Source organism: Janthinobacterium leeuwenhoeki (assembly GCF_051380795.1).
Lineage (GTDB): Bacteria > Pseudomonadota > Gammaproteobacteria > Burkholderiales > Burkholderiaceae_D > Janthinobacterium.
This window is the reverse complement of the sequence record NZ_JBNYXT010000001.1, coordinates 440735-458670: the sequence shown is the minus strand read 5'-3', so window position 1 is coordinate 458670 and position 17936 is coordinate 440735. Positions and strand designations below refer to the sequence as shown.

Genomic DNA, 17936 nt, shown 5'->3' with positions numbered 1-17936 from the left:
GCGACGATCCTGGCCGCACCAATGCTGTGCCGAGTGGTCGAACAGCCACTTCAACGGGTCTGAGCCGAGGCGCTGGCGCGCCTGGGCAGCCGCGCTCTTGCTGACAAAAGGAGTCTGTGCATCTGGGACGGCCAAGCCGAGGTCATCGAGGACCTCACTAATGGACTTGTGACGATAGAGCGCCAATGCCACCATCAGCCAGACTACCTGTTCGGCCGGTAGGCGACGATGGCGGATGCTCGTTGCATCAGTGCGCTGCACGGCTTGCTCAATCCACTCGACCGGCAAGTGTTCGCCCAGCCGGCGCCAGTCAGGTGCTTCAAGGTGGTTGGCAAGAAAGTGGAGAGTATCGTCGAGCATAGCCAGGCAGGTTAACAGCAGACACTGACGTTTACAAGCCCCAAATAAAAATGCCGTTCAGTCTTAACTGAACGGCATTACCGGTTCGCCGGGCTTTTTTGCGTTGATTTGAAAATTAAACAGCTGTTTGATACAATGCTGGGCAATATTAAACAACTGTTTAAATGATGGGAGTGGCATGACAGAAGAAGTCGAATCAGCGCGCACGCGCATCCTGCAGGCGGCGGTCCAACTGTTTGCCGACGAAGGCTACAAGCTCGCGTCCGTACGCCGTATCTGCGAGGCGGCCCACGTCAATGTGGCGATGGTAAATTATTATTTTCATAGCAAGGAAGAGCTGCACCTGGCCGCCTTCGACCATGCGCGCGCGCTGGCGCGGGCCTCGGCCGCCGACGTGGCGGCCGCCAGCGCGCGGGCGCAGTTGCCGCCCGTGGAACAGTTGCGCCTGGCCATCGAAGCGCTCGTCTCCGACATGCTGCGCTCGGGTTCCGCGTCCCTGTTCAGCCGCCTGGTGGCGCGCGAACTGATCGAGCCGACGGCCGCCATCCACAAACTGGCGGAGCGCAATGTGCGTCCGCAGCACGCCTTGTTCACTAGCTTGATCCGTGCCGTGGTAGGCGACGCCATGCCGGCGGACGTGGTGCAGAAATGCGTGTTCAGCGTGATCGGCCAGGCCGTGTTCTATGCCCGTTCGCGCATCGTGCATGAACTGGTGGCGCCGGAAATGACCTATGACGAGGCGGGCATCGCCAGTATCGCGCGCCATGTGTCGCAATTCTCGCTGGCGGCCCTGGAAGGCTTGCGCCGCCAGTTTGACGATGTGCAGGTGAATGCATGAAGGCGCGCAACCTGACCCTGGTGCTGGCCGGCTTGGCCATGCTGGGCCCGTTCGCCACGGACACCTTTCTGCCATCGTTTCCCGCGATCGGCACGCATTTCGACGTCAGCAGCGTGCTGGTGCAGCAGACCCTGAGCGTCTACCTGGCCGCCTATGCCTTCATGACCTTGTTCTACGGCACCTTGTCCGACTCCTTTGGCCGCCGTCCCGTGATTCTCGCCTCGCTCCTGATCTTCGCCGTGGGCTCCATCGGCGCCGCGTTTGCGCCCAGCTTTGGCTGGCTACTGTTCTTCCGTGGCATGCAGGGCGCCTCGGCGGGTGCGGGCAGGGTCATCGGGCAAGCCATCGTGCGCGATAGCTTGTCGGGCGCGGCCGCGCAAAAGATGCTGGCCAACATCATGATGGTGTTCGGCATCGCGCCCGCCATCGCCCCCATCATCGGCGGCTGGCTGCATGTGGCGTATGGCTGGCAATCGACGTTCGTGTTCACTTTTTCCGTCACGGTGCTGCTGGCGCTGGCGTGCCTGAAAGGCTTGCCGGAAAGTTTATCCGTCGAACAACGCCAGCCTTTTCATCCAGGCAACATCGCACGCAATTACTGGCTGGCCCTGCGCCACCAGGCGTTCTTGCTGCGTTCGCTGGCCGTGGCCTTTGCCTTTGGCGGCTTCGCCCTGTACATCGCGTCGGCACCGCATTTCATCCTGGAATTGCTGCGCCTGCCGGAAACGGCCTTCGGCTGGATGTTCATCCCCATGGTGGCCGGCCTGGTGCTGGGCTCGGCACTGTCGGGCAAGCTCGCGCATGCGGTGAAAAGCACCGTGCTGGTGCGCTGGGGCTTGCTGGCCATGGCGGCCACGGGCGCGCTCAATATCGGCTACAACCACTGGTTCGCGGCCAGCATCCCGTTCGCCGTCGTGCCCGTGATGCTGTACGCCTTCGGCATGTCGCTGGCCTTGCCGGGCATGACCATGTCGACGCTGGACATTTTCCCGCAGATGCGGGGCCTGGCCGCCTCCTTGCAAAACTTCGTGCAAATGCTGGTGTTTGCGCTGGTGTCCGGTTTTGTCGCACCCTTGCTGTTCGACAGCGCCTTCAAGCTGGCGCTAGGACAGGCTTCGGCCGTGGCGCTGGCCGCCGTGTTCTGGTGGCTGGGCAGCCGCCAGGCGGCGGGACAGGGCGCATCTGCAATTATCAAAACAACATGATTGACCTTGGAAAAGAGTGGCATGCTTCCTGCTTTGTTACACTGTGACAATCAGACCCGTGCCGCAGGCGCCATAGCACGCGCGCGGGTCTAAGCAGTTTTGCAACTTTACCTTTGGCTATCATGCACTTGATTAACTCCAGTTTGAACCACGCCTTGCGCGTGCCGCTGGCTGCGGAAATCCACTCGCGGCCGTTTTTGCAGCTCGATGCCCCCGAGCTGATCACCCATCTGGCCGTATATAAAGATGACAGCGGAGCGCCGGGCGCGTCGAATATGGCGGCCCAGCACGCCACTCTGGCGGCCCTGTGCACGCATTTCGGCGTCACGCCGCCCGCTGCCGAAGCCAAGTATTTTTATTACGACTTTGGCCGCTTCCGCCTGAAATGGGAATGCCACACGGAATTTGCCACGTTTACCTTTGCCGAGCATCCGGCCGCCGCCTTGCCTTTGGCGCAGGCGTTCGAGCGCATGCCGCTGGAGCAATTGCCGCAGCAGTGGCTGGTGGGCTTGAAGGGCAAGCTGATGGTGGCGGCCCACGTGGTGCTGGAGCAAGCAACTGAACCGGCCGAAATCTTCATGCAGGGCTTGTCGCACGTGTTTGAAGGCAATACCCTGGCCGGCAGCAAGGTGCTGCAGGGCGGCGAATTGTGGACGGATTTCACCATCCAGTCGGACGGCTTCAGCCGTTTCGTCATCCGCGATGCGGGCATGCGCTCGCAGCAGTCGGGTCGTTTGGTGCAGCGCGTGCTGGAAATCGAAACCTACCGCATGATGGCTTTATTGGGCTTGCCCTACGCCATGCAGGCGGCGCCATCCTTGAACGCCATCGAAAACGAACTGGCGACCCTGGCCGCCGCCATGGTCGACACGGATGACGCACCGGGTCTGGCCAAGGCGGACGAGGGCGTTGCCGAGCAAGCCTTGCTCGACCGTATCACGCGCCTGGCGGCCCGCATTGAAAAGCTGTCACTCGACAATAGCTACCGTTTTTCCGCCTCGAAAGCCTACATGGGCCTGGTCAAGGCGCGCATCGAGGAGTTGCGCGAAGTGCGTATCGAAGGCATTCCCACGGTCGAGGAATTCATGGACCGCCGTTTGACGCCCGCCATGAACACCTGCGAAGCGATGGCCAGCCGCCAGGAAGCGATGGCGCAACGCATCGCCAACACGAATGACTTGCTGCGCACGCGTGTGGGCATCGTGCAGGAATTGCAGAACCGGCAAATCCTGCAATCGATGAACGCCCGCGCGGCGCAGCAGCTGCGCTTGCAGCAAGCGGTGGAAGGCTTGTCGGTGGCGGCCATTTCGTATTACGTGATCGGCCTGTTCAGCTACACGGGCAAGGCGGCCAAGGTAATGGGCTTGCCCGTGAACCCGGAAATCCTCGTCGGCGCCCTGGTGCCCTTCGTGGCGGCCGGCGTCTGGCTGGGCCTGCGCCGCATGCATCACAAGCTGCACGTGGACTGAGCCGAACGACAGGGGCGCTGAAAATTTGCCATGTTTCAACATTCGACCGTCAGGTGTTGTTGAATGGAAGCAGAGTGTCAGCGGATGTTGCCGATGTTGTTAGTGAATATGTTTCTAAGCGCACGCTTGTCGATGAAGCCAGGCAACAGCAATTCAATGCACCTGTCGGTGACGATGATGCCATGGTTGGCGGACAATTATTGCCGCCATATACGTCCAGGATCGATTGCCACGGCTGATGCGCCTCGCCACCCGCCACGGCACGCGTGAACTGATGGAGTATGTTGTCCGGCATGCCTTCCTTCATGAACTGAGCTGGCAATCGTCCACCGTCAGCGAGCTCGATTTCAGCCAAGGCAATCTGGCGCGCCTGAACGTGCACATGGCAGGCGTCACATACTTGAAGCTCAACAAGGTTCTGCTTTCCCTGGCCTTGCGCAGGGCGCCGCCAGCCGGGCTGCGGCAGTTGCGCATCTGGGGCAAGCCGGGCATGGTCACGCATCTGCCCGCCACTGCGCAACTGAAACAGTTGCAGACGTGCGCCGCTCAAGTGCCAGAGCTTTCCACCTTGTGGATGAATAGCCTGCCGGACGACGCGGCCAAGGCCATCAAGGCCAACGTCAAGCCGGCGGCGGCGCAGGGACTGGAACTGTACATTAGCAAGCCGCCCAAGCCGGAATGGCTGGCTGAACACCTGCTCAATCCCTTGCGCGACTGGGATGGCCGCGAGCATATTTCCCCCGCGCATGCGAAAAAGGCGGCGCTGACCTACAAGAACATGCTGGCCGTGACGCGCAGCATCGATAGCGCCATGGAGGTGACGGCGGCCGCCGCCGCGCTGGAGGCGATGGTCACCGCCTATGTGGATGAATTCAACAAGATCGAGTGTCGGACGAGCATCATCGAAACGGTCGAGCGCGAGGAAATCTACACGGTGCTGGCGGAACTGCTGGCACAGCTCGGCGGGCAACTGGGTGGGCAGGGAGCGGCACTCGTCGATGAGGCAGCCTTGCTGGACTTGTTCGACCGCTTGCGCGAATTTTAGCCGCTTTCACACTCTAGAAAAAAAGTTCTAGACATGAGGTTCTAGAATGGGTATTCTAGCTGCATGTTAAAAAATACCTCCACTCCCCATCCCACCGCCGCCGAGCTGGACTTGCTGCGCATCCTGTGGCGGCGCGGTCCGTCCGACGCCCGCGCCGTGTATGAGGCCCTGGCTGCTGAGCGTGCCGATGCCAGCTACGCCACCGTGCTGCGCCAGTTGCAACTGATGCATGGCAAGGGCTTGCTGAGCCGCGATGAAAGCCAGCGGCCGCAGCTGTATGCCGCCGTCGAAGCGCAGGAAAAGCTGCAAACGAGTTTGCTCAAGGACTTGATCGGCAAGGTGTTTTCGGGTTCCGGCAAGGCGCTGGTGCTGACGGCGTTGCGCGAGCACGTGAGCGATGCGGAACGCCTGGAAATTGAAAAAATCCTGCGCAGCAAGGATGGCAAGGCGCCATGAACCTGGACATGCGCTTGGGCATAGAGTTGGGCAAGCTGGTCCCTGCACTGGGCTGGGTCTTGCTGTATTTTATCTGGCAGGGCTTGATCGTCGGCACCGTCTCCGCTGTCCTGCTCTGGCTGCTGCGCCACGCCAGCGCGCGCTGGCGCTATGCCGTCTGCGCGCTGGCGCTGCTGCTGTGCCTGTGCATTCCCTCGCTTCACCTGCTGTCTCTGTTGTCCGGCACCTCGCTGGCCCAGTTGCCGGTGGACGCGCCGCCCGCCTGGCGTGCCGCGCTGCAAGCGTGGATGCCGGCCCTGGTGCTGGCCTGGAGCGCGGGCGTTGGTTTGATGAGCTTGCGCCTGTGCCTGGGCCTGGCCTGGGTCGGCAAGCTGCGCCGCCAGGCCGTGGCTGCCCCCGCCATCTGGCAGGCGCGCCTCGATGCGCTGGCGCTGCGCATGGGCTTGCGCGGGCGGCCGCCGCTGAAGCTGCATGCGGGACTGAGCAGCCCCGTCACGGTGGGCTTCTGGCGTCCCGTCATCCTGCTGCCGGCCGCCTTGCTGAGCGGCATGCCCGTCGCCTTGCTCGAAGCGCTGCTGGCGCATGAACTGGCGCACGTGCGGCGCTGGGATTACCTGGTCAACCTGTTGCAAAGCGTGGCCGAGGCGCTGCTGTTTTTTCACCCCGTCGTCTGGTGGTTGTCAGCGCGCATGCGGGCCGAACGGGAACAGGTGGCTGATGCCCTGGCCGCGCATGGGCTGCAGGACCCGCAGCGGCTGGCCACGGCGTTGCATGCGCTGTCCCTGCACACGGCTGTGCCGCAGCATTCCGGCTTGCTGATGTCGGCACGGGGCGGGGCGTTGCTCACCCGCATCGAACGCCTGATGGCGCCCGGCCTTGATACGGCCGGCTGGAAACTGGCCGTGCCCGCCTTGCTGCTGGCTTGCGCCACCTTGCTGCTGCAGGTGCCGGGCAAGCCTGCCGTCAACGGGGCGGTGCTGGCCGAGGCTGCCGCCGCGATGCTGGCCTTGCCCGTCAGCGCGAAACACATGCTGGTATTCGATGACGCCAGCGGCAAGGTGCTGATGGCGAAGGATGCGGACGCCGTCGTGCCGATCGCCTCGATCACCAAGCTGATGACGGCCATGGTGGTGCTGGACGCGGGACTCGATCCCGATGAACAGCTGCGCATCGTGCGCGCCGATGGGGATGCTTCGCTGCAGCGCCACAGCCTGCTGGCCGATGGCGTGGCCGTGTCGCGCGGCGCGCTGTTGCAACTGGCGCTGCTGCCATCCGAAAACCGCGCCGCCGCCGCGTTGGCGCGTACCTATCCGGGCGGCAGCGCGGCGTTTCAGCAGGCACTCCAGGCGAAGATCCGCCACCTGGGCTTGCACCGCACTACCTTGCTGGACCCGGTCGGCAGTTCGCCCGCGAATACGTCCACGGCCAGCGAGGTGGCGAAGATCGTCGCGGCGGCCGCGCGCTATCCGGACATCGCGCGCATCACCAGCCATCCGCAAGCGAACGTGGCCGTCAATGGCAAGACGCGCACCTTGCATAACACCAACCCGCTGGTGGGCGGCAAGGGCTGGGACATTTTGCTGTCCAAGACGGGCAGCAGCAATGAGGCCGGCAGCTGTCTGACGATGCGCATGCGCAGCGGCGGCAAGCACGTCACCGTGGTGTTGCTGGACGCCGACGGCGCGCAGCGGCGCTCGCTCGACGCCGGACACATCCGCGACACCCTGGCCGACAGGACTGGCCGCATGCACTGATACCCCCCCCCGGGCGCGCCAGTGCGGGCGCCCTTCTTTTTACACTCTGGAGATGAAGATGACACTATTGGCGAAGTTGATGCTGGCTACGGTTGCGACCATGGCGGCAAGCACGGTGCAGGCAAAAACGCCGGCCCCGCTGCAGGATAAACCGGTTAATTGTGACAATTGCAAGGAATGGAATGCGCCCGTCAAGCCATTCAATATCCATGGCAATAGCTGGTATGTGGGTACGGCCGGGCTGTCGGCCGTGCTGGTGACGAGCCCGCAGGGCCATATCCTGCTCGACGGCGCGCTGCCCCAATCGGCGCCCTTGATCATCGCAAATATCCAGGCGCTGGGCTTTCGCATTGAGGATGTGAAATACATCCTCAATTCGCACGCCCATTGGGACCATGCGGGCGGCATTGCCGCACTGCAACGGGCCAGCGGTGCCACCGTGATGGCCAGCGCAGCGGCCGCCCCGGCGCTGCAAAGCGGCACCAATGGCAAGGATGATCCGCAATACCAGGCCAATCCCGTCGTGCACGTCGCCAAGGTGAGCAAGGTCAGCCTGGTGGGCGAGGGCGATACCGTCAAGCTGGGCCCTGTGACCTTGACGGCCCACATGACGCCGGGCCACACGCCCGGCGGCACGACGTGGACCTGGACCTCGTGCGAAGACACGCGCTGCCTGAACGTGGTGTATGCGGACAGCCTGAACCCGTATGCCAGCGGCGATTTCCGCTATACGGGCAAAGGCGCGGGCAAGGGCGGCTCGCCTGACGTTTCGGCCTCGTTCGAAGCGAGCATCGCCAAGGTGGCTGCCTTGCCATGCGACATCATCATTCCCGTGCATCCGGGCACGACGGACGTGCTGGGAAAGGCCGCCAGGCGCAGCGCTACAAGCAATCCCCTGATCGACGCCAACGCCTGCCGCGCCTATGCGGCTGAAGCGGGTGGCTTGCTGGCCAAGCGTTTGGCGAAGGAGCGGGGCGAGGCGGCACCGGCCGATGCCAAGGGCGACGCGCACGCGCATTAGCCGTTTTACGCTGCCGCCTGCTGCTGTTTTTGCAGGCGTTTCAGGAACACCGTCATTTCCTTGACGGCTTGCAGGTCGCCTTGCTGCTGGGCCACAGTCACGCCCGTGGTCCAGGCGGCCTGCGCTTCGTCCAGCCGGGTCAATTGGTGCAAGGCCTTGCCCAGCAGTTTCCAGGCGGCGGAATAGCCAGGCTGCTGTTGCGTCGCCTGCGCCAGATGGAGGGCGGCTTGCTCGGCGTCATGGTCTTTCAGGCAGGCGTCGCCCAGGCCAAAGCGCAGCAGGGCGTTGTCGCGCCCCTGCGCCAGCAGTTTTTCCAGTTTTTCACGCATCCCGGCTCCAGATTAATATACAAGTTAATTCTTGCATATTAATGCCTGGGGCGTTTCTTCGCAAACTATCGCTGGCCTGCAGTACTCAGCTGATGCTCTGATTTTCTGCCCATGGGTGGTGCCGTGCCGCAGGCAATGCTTTAATGAGACTTGATTATCATTTATAATGCAATTCGTTTGCATTTAATGCTCTTTCAGGAATCTCTATGCTCCTCTCTTTACCGCGTCCGATGGCGCTGCTGCTGGCCGCCGCCAGTCCGCTGGCCCTGGCGGACGGACTCGCTGCGCCGGATGTCGTCACCGTCAGCGCCGAGCGCCAGCATTACCGCAGCCTGTCCGCCACGGGCGCCACCAAGACGGACGCCTTGCTGATGGATTTGCCGCAAAGCGTGCGCGTGCTGACCGGCGACCTGCTGCGCGACGCGGGCGTGACGACACTGGCCGGCGCGCTGGATCTGGCCAGCGGCATCGCAAAGCAAAGTCCGCTGGGCGGCTTGTGGGACAGTTATGCCATGCGCGGCTTTACGGGCGACCCGAATTTCGGTTCCGACTACATGGTCAACGGTTTCAGTTCCAGCCGGGGCTACAACGGCATGCGCGACGCCGGCAACACGCAGAACGTGGAAGTGCTGAAAGGCCCCGCCTCGGCCCTGTACGGCCGGGGCGAGCCGGGTGGCACGGTGAACATCACGACGAAAAAGCCGAAGTTCGCGCCGGAATACGCCGCCGACGTTTCCCTCGGCAGTTTCCAGACGCGCCGCGCCGCCGTCGATTTGACGGGGCCCTTGAGCGACAGCATCGCTTACCGCCTGAACGCGGCGCATGAAGCAGGGCACAGCTTCCGCGATACGGTGAAAGTTGAACGCAGCCTGTTTTCTCCCTCCTTCCTCTGGCTGCTGGGCGAGCACACCACCGTGTCATATGAAATCGAAGCAGTGCGGCAGCGTGTGCCGTTCGACCGTGGCGTGGTGGCCGTGAATGGCCAGCTGGGTCTTGTCCCCGTGTCGCGCTTCCTGGGCGAACCGGGCGATGGCTCCATGACGGTCAAGTCGCTGGGCCAGCAGCTGTTTATCCACCATGCGCTGTCAGACGACTGGACGCTGCAGGCGGGCGCTTCTTACCGTGAAAGCGAATTGACTGGCTATTCGACCGAGGCGAACAAGCTGCTGGCCGATGGCCGCAGCCTGAACCGCCAGCGCCGCCACCGCGATTTTTCGGCCACCGATGTCTCCGCGCGCGTCGAGGTGCTGGGCAAGTTCAGGACTGGCGCGCTGGCGCACGAGGTGCTGGCCGGTGTCGACGCCTATCACTTCGACGACCACCGGGTACAGCTGCGGCGCAATCCCACCGCCGCGAATGCCTATGCCATCGACATTGTCAATCCCGTGTATGGCGGCAAGGCCGCTCCGCTGGCCCTGTCCATCGACACGCAGGAGGGGCAACAGGCGCGTGGCCTGTATGCGCAGGATCAGGTCGGCCTGGGCGCGCAATGGAAGGCGCTGGTCGGCGTGCGCCACGATACGTACACGCAGGACGTGACGAACAACCGCCTGAATGTGAGCAACCGCCAGTCGCTGTCGGCCACCAGCCCCCGCGCGGGCCTCGTCTACCAGCCGTCGAAAATGTGGTCGCTGTATGCGAGCGCGGCCAAGGGTTTCCGGCCCAACAGTGGCATCAGCATCGCCAACCAGGCGTTTCCGGCCGAGCGCAGCCGCTCGTATGAACTGGGCGCCAAGCTGGAAACGGGCAAGCTGACGGGCACCGTGGCCGTGTACGACATCCGCAAGAGCAATGTGCTGACGACGAATCCCGCCAACACGGACTTCGCCATCGCGGCGGGCGAGGTGGACAGCCGGGGCCTGGAGCTGGACGTGTCGGGCGAAATGGCGCGCGGCTTGCGCGTCTCGGGCGCGTATGCTTATACGGACGCCAGCGTCACGCGCGGCGACACTACGATAGTGACGGGCAGCCGCTTCGCCAACGTGCCGCGCCACAGTGCCAACCTGCTGGCCACGCAGCAATTTGCGCTGGCCACGGGCACGGCCAGCGTGGGCGGCGGTGTGCAATATGTGGGCGAGCGCCTTGGCGACGTCGCCGTCAGCAGCAGCTTTACCCTGCCGGCCTATACGACGGCCAGATTGCTGGCGTCGTATTCGCCGACGGTGAAACTGCGCCTGGCTTTGAGCGTGGATAATCTGTTCAACCGCAGCTACTATGCCAGTTCCTATAGCCAGCTGTGGGTGGCGCCGGGGGCCGAGCGCACGGTGACTTTGAATGCGCATTACAGGTTTTAACTGTGGTGCTGTTTGCATGTCATACACGTCCCAACCCACAGGCGGAAGGCCGGGGTCGGACCTTAAGGTCCGACCCCAGTTTTTGCCTGTGGGGTGAATAACACCATGGACTCACCAAAGTTTATATATCAACGAATGACTATTTCCTTGACTACCCCCGCCACCCTGCGCACCCGCATCGCCGTCATCGACGTACTGCGCGGCCTCGTCATGCTGATCATGCTGTTCGACCATGTGCGTGAAACCGTCTTCCTGCACCACCAGGTCGGCGATCCGATGGATGCGGCCCACGTCGATCCGGCCCTGTTCTTCACGCGCCTGGCGGCCCACGTATGCGCGCCCATGTTCGTTTTCCTGACGGGACTCTCGGCCTGGCTGTATGCGCATCCGGCCGCCGGCCCCCGCAGCGCTGGCGGTTTCCTGTTCAAGCGGGGCTTGCTGCTGGTGGTGCTGGAACTGGTGTTCGTCAATTTCGCCTGGAGCGGGGCGTTTCCACCGGCCGTGCTGTATCTGCAGGTGATCTGGGTCATCGGCCTGGCCATGATGGCGCTGGCCGTGCTGCACCGCTTGCCTTTGACGCTGCTGGTCGTGCTGGGCGTGGCGATTATCGCAGGCCAGCACTTGCTGACTGGCCTGCGCGCGGAAGAGGGCAGCTTTGCCTATTCCGCGCTGACGGTGCTGCTGCAACGCGGTTACCTGGTGGCCGATGGCGCCATGAAGATCAAGGTCAGCTATCCCTTGCTGCCGTGGATAGGCGTGATTGTGCTCGGCTATGCGGCCGGGCCCCTGTATGCGCGCAGCCGTTCACCGGAGGGGCGTCGTCGCCTGCTGCTGGCGCTGGGCGCGGACAGCTTGCTGCTGCTGGCCGTGCTGCGCGGCTTCAATATTTATGGTGAAACCTTGCCGTGGGTGGCCGGCGACACGGCCTTGCGCACGGCCATGAGCGTGCTGAACTTCACAAAATATCCACCGTCGCTGGACTTTTTGCTGTTCACCCTGGGCCTGGGTTTGCTGGGCCTGGCCTGGCTGGAAAGCGTCGATAACTGGTTCACGCGGGCTTGCGCCACCTTTGGCGGCGCGCCCATGTTCTACTATTTGCTGCACCTGTATCTGCTGCTGGTGACAGGCATCACCTTGACGGCCGTGCTGGGCGCCAATCACGGTAGCCGCTATGGCGTCGAGCATATCTGGCAAGTGTGGCTGATCGCGCTGGCCCTGATGCCCGTGCTGTACTTTCCCTGCCGCGCGTTTGCCAATTACAAGCGCACGTCGAAGCAGGCCTGGGTGCGTTATTTCTAGGCTGGTCTATTGCGTGAGAATGGTTATTTGATCAGCGCCAGCACGTCGCGGAAGCGCGGGTGCTTGCAGTCGCGCAACCATTCGAAGGCCAGCATCTCCACCGTCACCAGCTGCGCGCCCAGCTTGCCCAGACGGGCCAGTGCCGCATCGCGGCTGGCGGCCTGGCGCGAACCGACGGCATCGATGGCGATGATGACCTCGTACCCCAGCTCCAGCAAGCCGATGGCTGTCTGCAGCATGCACACATGGGCTTCGCAGCCCGTGACGACGATTTGCCTGCGCCCCGCAGGCAGGATGGCCTGCAAACCGTCGGCACAGGCGCCGAAATGCGTCTTGTGCAAGGTTTGCTGGCACAGGGCGGCGATCTCTTCCACGTTCGGTCCCAGTCCCTGGCGGTTCTGTTCCGTGCCCAGCACGGGCACGTCGAGCAGGCGGGCGATCTTTGCCAGGCGCAGGTTCTGTGCCAGCACCAGGCCGGCATCGTGGATGGCCGGCATCAAACGGCCTTGCAGGTCGACAATGACCAAAACAGCCTGGTTCGCATCCATCAGCATGGCATTCTCCTTTAATCAGCAATGGCGACAGTGTAGCGCGCTCAGGCTGGCCAGCTGGGCGCGGCCGTTTCGCCCATCAGGTAGGCGTGGTTCAGGTCGATGGCGGTACGCAGGTAGTTCCACAGGGCGCTGACCCGGGCGATGTTGCGCCGCTCGCTGGGCGAGATCATCCAGAAAGCGCGCAGCAGGTCGATCTCGCCATCGAGCACGGGCACCAGCTCGTTCGACTGCTGCGCCACGAAGCAGGGCAAAATCGCCAGCGCCTGGCCCGCGCGCGCCGCGTGGTACTGGGCGATCACGCTGGTGCTGCGAAACGCGCGCAGGGAATCGGGCGCCACGTTATCCATGTAGCGCAGCTCCGAACTGAAGACCAGGTCGTCCACATAGCCGATGATGGGGTGCTGCGCCAGTTGCGCCACGCTGGTGATGGGCGCGTGGCGCGCCAGGTAGCTTGGGGTGGCATACAGTTTCAGCCGGTAGTCGGACAGCTTCGTCACCACATACGGGCCGGACAGGGGGCGCTCGATGGAAATGGCCACGTCCGCCTCGCGCTTGGACAGGCTGACAAAGCGGGGCACGGCGATCAGGTCCACGCTGATGTGCGGATAGTGCCCGCAAAACTGCGCCAGGTGAGGCGCCAGCACGATGGCGCCGAAGCCTTCCGTGGCGCCCAGGCGCACCTGGCCCGACAGCAATCGGTTGTGTTCGCCCAGCTCCTCGGTGGCGGCAAACACCGTGCTTTCCATGGTTTCCGCGTATTCCATCAGGCGGTGGCCTTCGGGCGTCAGCTGGTAGCCCACGTAGTTGCGGTCGAACAGCTGCGTACCCACCTGCTCCTCGAACTTGCGCATGCGCCGCGACACGGTGGAATGGTCGATGCCCAGCTTTTTCGCCGCATCGACGAGACCTGCGCTGCGCGTCAGTTCCAGGAAGACCCGTACATTGTCCCAATCGAGCATGGCAAACCCTCTCTGTGCATTTTTGCAAAGGAATTATGCATTAATTTCACTTGAGTGCATATTTTTACACATGCAGAATGCAGATATACATATAAGAAAACCCGTTCACCTGGAGACACGCATGAAAAAAACCGTTCTGGCCATGGGCGCGCTGGCGCTTTCCCTGTCTTTCACCGGCGCGCAGGCGCAAATTTCCGATGGCGTCGTCAAGGTGGGCATCCTGACCGACATGTCCGGCCCGTATTCGGCCATGGGCGGGCGCGGCTCCGTCGTCGCCAGCCAGATGGCCGTCGAGGATTGTTTGAAGGCCGAATGCAAGGGCATGAAGATCGAGATTCTCTCGGCCGACCACTTGAACAAGGCCGACATCGCCGCCTCCAAGGCGCGCGAATGGATAGACCGCGACAAGGTCGACGCCATCGCCGACCTGACCAACTCCTCGGTGGCCTTGTCCGTGCAAAAACTGATGAAAGAGAAGGGCGGCATCGCCATGTTCAGCGGCCCGGCCACGGGACGATTGACGAACGAGGATTGCTCGCCGAATGGCTTCCACTGGATGTTCGACACGTATTCGCAGGCGGCCGGCACGGCGGCGGCATTGACCAAGCTGGGGCAGAAATCCTGGTACTTCGTCACCGTCGATTACGCGTTTGGCCATTCGCTGGAAAAGGACGCCAGCGATGTCGTCAAGCGCAATGGCGGCACGGTACTGGGCGCCGTGCGCCACCCGCTGAATGCCTCGGACTTCTCGTCCTTCCTGGTGCAGGCGCAAGGCTCGAAAGCGCAGGTGATCGGGTTGGCAAACGGCGGCGCAGACGTCGTCTCGGCCATCAAGCAGGCGCGCGAATTCCGCATCGGCAGCGGCAAGGACCAGCGCCTGGCCGCCTTGCTCGTGTTCCTCTCCGACGTGCATGCGCTGGGGCTCGATACGGCCCAGGGCCTGGTCTACGCGGACGGTTTTTACTGGGATTTCGATGAGCGCAGCCGCGCGTTCGCGAAACGCTTTGAAGCGCTCAACAAGGGTGCCAAGCCGACCATGGTGCAGGCGGGCGTGTATTCGAGCGTCTACCACTACCTGAAATCGGTGGCGGCGGCCAAAAGCGACGACTCGAAAATCGTCGCCGACAAAATGCGCCAGTTGCCCATCAAGGATTCGGTGATGAACAACGCCTCGATCCGTCCCGATGGCCGCGTCATCCACGACATGTATCTGGTGCAGGTGAAGACCCCGGCCGAATCGAAAGGCGCATGGGACTACCTGAAAGTGCTGTCCACCATCCCCGCTGACCAGGCCTTCAAGCCTATGGATGCGGCGGCGTGCAACCTGGTCAAAAAATAGGCTGGAATCTTAACGAAATAAATCAGCACCCCAACGGCGAAAGGCTGGGGTCGGACCCTCAGGGTCCGACCCCAGATTTTGCACTTGGGTTGATATCCACACTTTCCGGAGCCTCACATGAACCAAGCCCTCACCCAAGTCCCCGCCATCCCCCTGTACATCGGCGGCAAGCACCACGCTTCAAGCAGCAGCGAATGGCGCGACGTCGTCAATCCGGCCACGCAGGAAATCGTCGCCAAGGTGCCGTTTTCCACGCCAGACGAAGTCAATCTGGCCGTCGCCACGGCCAAGGAAGCGTTCAAGACTTGGCGCAATACGCCGCTGGCCGCGCGCATGCGCATCATGCTCAAGTATCAGCACCTGATCCGCGAAAATATTGGCGCCCTGGCCGAACTGATCACGCGCGAACATGGCAAGACCCTGCCCGACGCGGAAGGGGAGGTGATGCGGGGCCTGGAAGTGGTGGAACACGCGTGTTCGATCGCCACCCTGCAACTGGGCGAGATCGCGGAAAACGCGGCCACGGGCGTCGATGTCTACAACATCTACCAGCCGCTGGGCGTGGGCGCCGGCATCACGGCGTTTAATTTCCCTGTCATGCTGCCGTGCTTCATGTTCCCCATCGCTATCGCCTGCGGCAATACTTTTGTCTTGAAGCCATCGGAGCAGGACCCGTCATCGACCATGTACCTGGTCGAACTGATGTATCAGGCAGGCTTGCCTGCGGGTGTGCTGAACGTCGTGCATGGCGGCGCCGACGTCGTCAACATGCTGTGCGACCATCCCGACATCAAGGCCGTGTCCTTCATCGGCTCCACCCATGTGGGCACGCATGTGTACCGCCGCGCCAGCGAATCGGGCAAGCGCGCGCAATCGATGATGGGCGCGAAAAACCATTGCGTGGTGCTGGCCGACGCCAACAAGGAGCAAGCGATCAATAACCTGATCGGCGCGGCCTTCGGTGCGGCCGGCCAGCGCTGTATGGCCAATTCCGTCGTCGTGCTGGTGGGTGAGGCGCGTTCCTGGCTGCCGGAAATCGTCGCCCGCTCGCAAGCGCTGAAAGTGGGACCGGGCAGCGACCGCGATGCCGACCTGGGACCGATGGTTTCGAAAGCGGCCATGCAGCGGGCGGAAAAACTGATCCAGTCGGGCGTGGACGAGGGCGCGCAACTGCTGCTCGATGGCCGTGGCCACAAGGTGGCGGGCTACGAGAGCGGCAACTTCATGGGGCCGACGATTTTCTCGAAGGTGGCAGCGTCGAATTCCGTCTATACGCAGGAAATCTTTGGCCCGGCCATGTGCGTGGTCGAGACGGAAACGCTGGACCAGGCCATCGCCTTCATCAACGCCAACCCGAACGGCAACGGCACCTCGATCTTCACCTCGTCTGGCTGGGCGGGGCGCAAGTTCCAGAACGAGATCGACGTGGGGCAGGTGGGCATCAACGTGGCCATTCCCGTGCCCGTCGCCTACTTCAGTTTTACGGGGTCGCGCGCGTCGAAACTGGGCGACCTGGGCCCGAACGGCAAGCAAGCCTTGTACTTCTGGACGCAGACCAAGACCGTCACGGCGCGCTGGTTCGCCCCGGACGACGGCGGCAGCGGCGTCAATACCACCATCTCGATGAAATAAGGGGCAAGGATGAGCGTGAGCACCAATATCGTTTTCATCGGCCTGGGCAACATGGGCTTGCCCATGGCGCAAAACCTCGTGCGGGCCGGCCATGCGGTGACGGGTTTTGACTTGCTGCCGGCCAGCGTGCGCCAGTTTGCCGATGGCGGCGGCCTGGTGTCCGATGACCAGGCGGCGGTGATAGGCCAGGCCGACATCGTCATCACCATGCTGCCGGCCAGCCGCCACGTTCTCGGCGCCTACCTTGGCGAAGCGGGCATCCTGGCGCAGGCGCGGCCGGGCACCTTGCTGATCGACTGTTCGACGATTTCCACCGAGGCGGCGCGCCAGGTGGGCCGTGCGGCGCAGGAAAAGGGCATGCCCATGCTGGACGCGCCTGTCTCCGGCGGCACGGCGGGCGCCACCAACGGCACGCTGACCTTCATGGTGGGCGGTGAAGTAGCGGCGCTGGCGGCGGCGCGGCCTTACCTGGAGATCATGGGCAAGGCGATTTTCCACGCGGGCGGCTCGGGTTGCGGTCAGACGGTCAAGATCTGCAACAACATGCTGCTGGGCATACTCATGATTGGCACCAGCGAAGCGATACGCCTGGGCGTGGCCAATGGCCTGGATCCGAAGGTGGTGTCGGACGTGATGGCGAAAAGCTCGGGCCGCAACTGGACCCTGGACGTGTACAACCCGTGTCCGGGTGTGGCCGAGAACGTGCCCGCGTCGCGCGGCTACACGGGGGGCTTTGGCGTCGACCTGATGCTGAAAGACCTGGGCCTGGCCGTGGAAAGCGCCTTGGCCAGCGGCGCGGCCGTGCCGCTGGGCGCCCTGTCGCGCAATTTATATAGTTTGCACAGCAAGGCGGGATCGGGGGCGCTGGACTTTTCCAGCATTTATCAGCTGCTGGGCGAGAAAGCTTAGGGCTGTTGCACCTGCAGGGCCGCCAGGTCGGCCCTGGCTTTTTCCAGCTTGCCTTCCAGCTTGGCGATTTTCTTCGGCTCTTTATTCGCTTCCTGGGCCAGGCGCAGCGAGCGCTCCGTCTGGTTCACCTTGGCCTGCGCCTTGACGATCTTCTTGTTGTGACGTTCGACCAGGCTGCTGTCGCGGCAGTGGGCGTTGACTTCGTTGAGCGCGCGCGTCAGGCCCGCGACCTTGTTGGACAGGCCCTGTTCCTGCGCCTGGCGCAATTCGCTGCGGATGCTTTCGCGCTTGGCGGCGCAGCCGGCCAGCTGGGTGTCGGCGGCGCTGGCGCCCACGGAGGCAGCGGCGAGCAGCAGGGACAAGGCGGTGGTGGCAAGGCGGTTCATGGCGTTCCTGGGTATGGGGTTGAGTTGATGCAATGTAAGCCCGCAGGCGTGCCCTGTCAAACTTCGCCTGCAGTGCGCGCCTGTCTG

Annotated in this window: 17 protein-coding genes; 12 read left to right on the top strand and 5 right to left on the bottom strand. The window is 63.1% G+C overall.

From position 1 onward, the window contains the following. On the bottom strand, positions 1-360 hold a 360-nt coding region (locus tag ACQ4WS_RS01935; protein ID WP_436473150.1), incomplete at its 3' end, for a transposase domain-containing protein. 178 nt (positions 361-538) lie between these two features. Here ACQ4WS_RS01935 and ACQ4WS_RS01930 point away from each other — a divergent pair. The 7 genes from ACQ4WS_RS01930 to bla all read left to right on the top strand — a co-directional run bounded on the left by ACQ4WS_RS01930 (position 539) and on the right by bla (position 8148). Continuing rightward, positions 539-1198: a TetR/AcrR family transcriptional regulator gene (locus ACQ4WS_RS01930; RefSeq protein WP_436473148.1), complete on the top strand. Its 660-nt coding sequence runs from the start codon at positions 539-541 to the stop codon at positions 1196-1198. Further along, positions 1195-2403 (top strand): multidrug effflux MFS transporter, encoded by a 1209-nt coding sequence (locus ACQ4WS_RS01925; RefSeq protein WP_436473146.1) that lies wholly within the window; start codon positions 1195-1197, stop codon positions 2401-2403. Before ACQ4WS_RS01930 ends, ACQ4WS_RS01925 begins: the two co-directional genes overlap by 4 nt. A gap of 122 nt (positions 2404-2525) precedes the next feature. Further along, entirely contained in the window at positions 2526-3872 is a 1347-nt protein-coding gene (locus ACQ4WS_RS01920) for a DUF3422 family protein (RefSeq protein ID WP_436473144.1), read from the top strand. Positions 3873-4110: 238 nt separating this feature from the next. Continuing rightward, positions 4111-4917 carry a hypothetical protein gene (locus tag ACQ4WS_RS01915; RefSeq protein WP_436473142.1) on the top strand — a complete coding sequence of 269 codons (807 nt, stop codon included), beginning with the start codon at positions 4111-4113 and terminating at the stop codon, positions 4915-4917. Positions 4918-4980: 63 nt separating this feature from the next. After that, positions 4981-5373 carry a BlaI/MecI/CopY family transcriptional regulator gene (locus ACQ4WS_RS01910; protein WP_436473140.1) on the top strand — a complete coding sequence of 131 codons (393 nt, stop codon included), beginning with the start codon at positions 4981-4983 and terminating at the stop codon, positions 5371-5373. Then, the gene (locus ACQ4WS_RS01905) at positions 5370-7127 is read left to right on the top strand and encodes a M56 family metallopeptidase (protein WP_436473138.1); all 1758 of its coding nucleotides are present in this window, start codon (positions 5370-5372) and stop codon (positions 7125-7127) included. The genes ACQ4WS_RS01910 and ACQ4WS_RS01905 overlap by 4 nt, the downstream gene beginning before the upstream one ends. 79 nt (positions 7128-7206) lie before the next feature. Next, positions 7207-8148 (top strand): subclass B3 metallo-beta-lactamase, encoded by a 942-nt coding sequence (bla, locus tag ACQ4WS_RS01900; RefSeq protein ID WP_436473136.1) that lies wholly within the window; start codon positions 7207-7209, stop codon positions 8146-8148. Positions 8149-8153: 5 nt separating this feature from the next. Here bla and ACQ4WS_RS01895 read toward each other — a convergent pair whose 3' ends face one another. Beyond that, positions 8154-8477 (bottom strand): tetratricopeptide repeat protein, encoded by a 324-nt coding sequence (locus ACQ4WS_RS01895; RefSeq protein WP_436473135.1) that lies wholly within the window; start codon positions 8475-8477, stop codon positions 8154-8156. Between the two features lie 206 nt (positions 8478-8683). Between ACQ4WS_RS01895 and ACQ4WS_RS01890 the strand changes: the two genes are divergently transcribed. After that, positions 8684-10771, top strand: coding sequence for a TonB-dependent siderophore receptor (locus tag ACQ4WS_RS01890; protein WP_436473134.1), 2088 nt, complete (start codon positions 8684-8686; stop codon positions 10769-10771). A gap of 135 nt (positions 10772-10906) precedes the next feature. Beyond that, on the top strand, positions 10907-12070 hold the full coding sequence (locus tag ACQ4WS_RS01885) for an acetyltransferase domain-containing protein (RefSeq protein WP_436473132.1): 1164 nt from the start codon (positions 10907-10909) through the stop codon (positions 12068-12070). Positions 12071-12093: 23 nt separating this feature from the next. Here ACQ4WS_RS01885 and ACQ4WS_RS01880 read toward each other — a convergent pair whose 3' ends face one another. Next, positions 12094-12624, bottom strand: coding sequence for an isochorismatase family protein (locus tag ACQ4WS_RS01880; RefSeq protein ID WP_436473130.1), 531 nt, complete (start codon positions 12622-12624; stop codon positions 12094-12096). Positions 12625-12665: 41 nt separating this feature from the next. Further along, a complete protein-coding gene (locus ACQ4WS_RS01875) occupies positions 12666-13583 on the bottom strand; it encodes a LysR family transcriptional regulator (protein WP_436473128.1) in 918 nt (305 codons plus the stop codon). Positions 13584-13725: 142 nt separating this feature from the next. Here ACQ4WS_RS01875 and ACQ4WS_RS01870 point away from each other — a divergent pair, with 142 nt between their 5' ends. The 3 genes from ACQ4WS_RS01870 (at position 13726) to mmsB (ending at position 17463) form a co-directional block, all read left to right on the top strand. After that, positions 13726-14922, top strand: coding sequence for an ABC transporter substrate-binding protein (locus ACQ4WS_RS01870; protein WP_436473171.1), 1197 nt, complete (start codon positions 13726-13728; stop codon positions 14920-14922). Between the two features lie 117 nt (positions 14923-15039). Then, entirely contained in the window at positions 15040-16554 is a 1515-nt protein-coding gene (locus tag ACQ4WS_RS01865) for a CoA-acylating methylmalonate-semialdehyde dehydrogenase (RefSeq protein ID WP_436473125.1), read from the top strand. A gap of 51 nt (positions 16555-16605) precedes the next feature. Continuing rightward, positions 16606-17463 (top strand): 3-hydroxyisobutyrate dehydrogenase, encoded by an 858-nt coding sequence (gene mmsB, locus ACQ4WS_RS01860; RefSeq protein WP_436473169.1) that lies wholly within the window; start codon positions 16606-16608, stop codon positions 17461-17463. Here the strand turns inward: mmsB and ACQ4WS_RS01855 are convergent. After that, positions 17460-17849: a DUF1090 family protein gene (locus ACQ4WS_RS01855; RefSeq protein WP_436473124.1), complete on the bottom strand. Its 390-nt coding sequence runs from the start codon at positions 17847-17849 to the stop codon at positions 17460-17462. The two genes, mmsB and ACQ4WS_RS01855, sit on opposite strands and share 4 nt — an antisense overlap. Positions 17850-17936 lie beyond the last annotated feature (87 nt).

Bases quoted from the DNA above. Each gene is read 5' to 3' on its own strand.
- ACQ4WS_RS01870 (WP_436473171.1), top strand. From the start codon at position 13,726: ATGGGCGCGCTGGCGCTTTCCCTGTCTTTCACCGGCGCGCAGGCGCAA.
- ACQ4WS_RS01905 (WP_436473138.1), top strand. From the start codon at position 5,370: ATGAACCTGGACATGCGCTTGGGCATAGAGTTGGGCAAGCTGGTCCCT.
- ACQ4WS_RS01920 (WP_436473144.1), top strand. From the start codon at position 2,526: ATGCACTTGATTAACTCCAGTTTGAACCACGCCTTGCGCGTGCCGCTG.
- ACQ4WS_RS01890 (WP_436473134.1), top strand. From the start codon at position 8,684: ATGCTCCTCTCTTTACCGCGTCCGATGGCGCTGCTGCTGGCCGCCGCC.
- ACQ4WS_RS01925 (WP_436473146.1), top strand. From the start codon at position 1,195: ATGAAGGCGCGCAACCTGACCCTGGTGCTGGCCGGCTTGGCCATGCTG.
- ACQ4WS_RS01880 (WP_436473130.1), bottom strand. From the start codon at position 12,624: ATGCTGATGGATGCGAACCAGGCTGTTTTGGTCATTGTCGACCTGCAA.
- ACQ4WS_RS01855 (WP_436473124.1), bottom strand. From the start codon at position 17,849: ATGAACCGCCTTGCCACCACCGCCTTGTCCCTGCTGCTCGCCGCTGCC.
- bla (WP_436473136.1), top strand. From the start codon at position 7,207: ATGCTGGCTACGGTTGCGACCATGGCGGCAAGCACGGTGCAGGCAAAA.
- ACQ4WS_RS01895 (WP_436473135.1), bottom strand. From the start codon at position 8,477: ATGCGTGAAAAACTGGAAAAACTGCTGGCGCAGGGGCGCGACAACGCC.
- ACQ4WS_RS01915 (WP_436473142.1), top strand. From the start codon at position 4,111: ATGCGCCTCGCCACCCGCCACGGCACGCGTGAACTGATGGAGTATGTT.
- mmsB (WP_436473169.1), top strand. From the start codon at position 16,606: ATGGGCTTGCCCATGGCGCAAAACCTCGTGCGGGCCGGCCATGCGGTG.
- ACQ4WS_RS01885 (WP_436473132.1), top strand. From the start codon at position 10,907: ATGACTATTTCCTTGACTACCCCCGCCACCCTGCGCACCCGCATCGCC.
- ACQ4WS_RS01930 (WP_436473148.1), top strand. From the start codon at position 539: ATGACAGAAGAAGTCGAATCAGCGCGCACGCGCATCCTGCAGGCGGCG.
- ACQ4WS_RS01910 (WP_436473140.1), top strand. From the start codon at position 4,981: ATGTTAAAAAATACCTCCACTCCCCATCCCACCGCCGCCGAGCTGGAC.
- ACQ4WS_RS01875 (WP_436473128.1), bottom strand. From the start codon at position 13,583: ATGCTCGATTGGGACAATGTACGGGTCTTCCTGGAACTGACGCGCAGC.
- ACQ4WS_RS01865 (WP_436473125.1), top strand. From the start codon at position 15,040: ATGAACCAAGCCCTCACCCAAGTCCCCGCCATCCCCCTGTACATCGGC.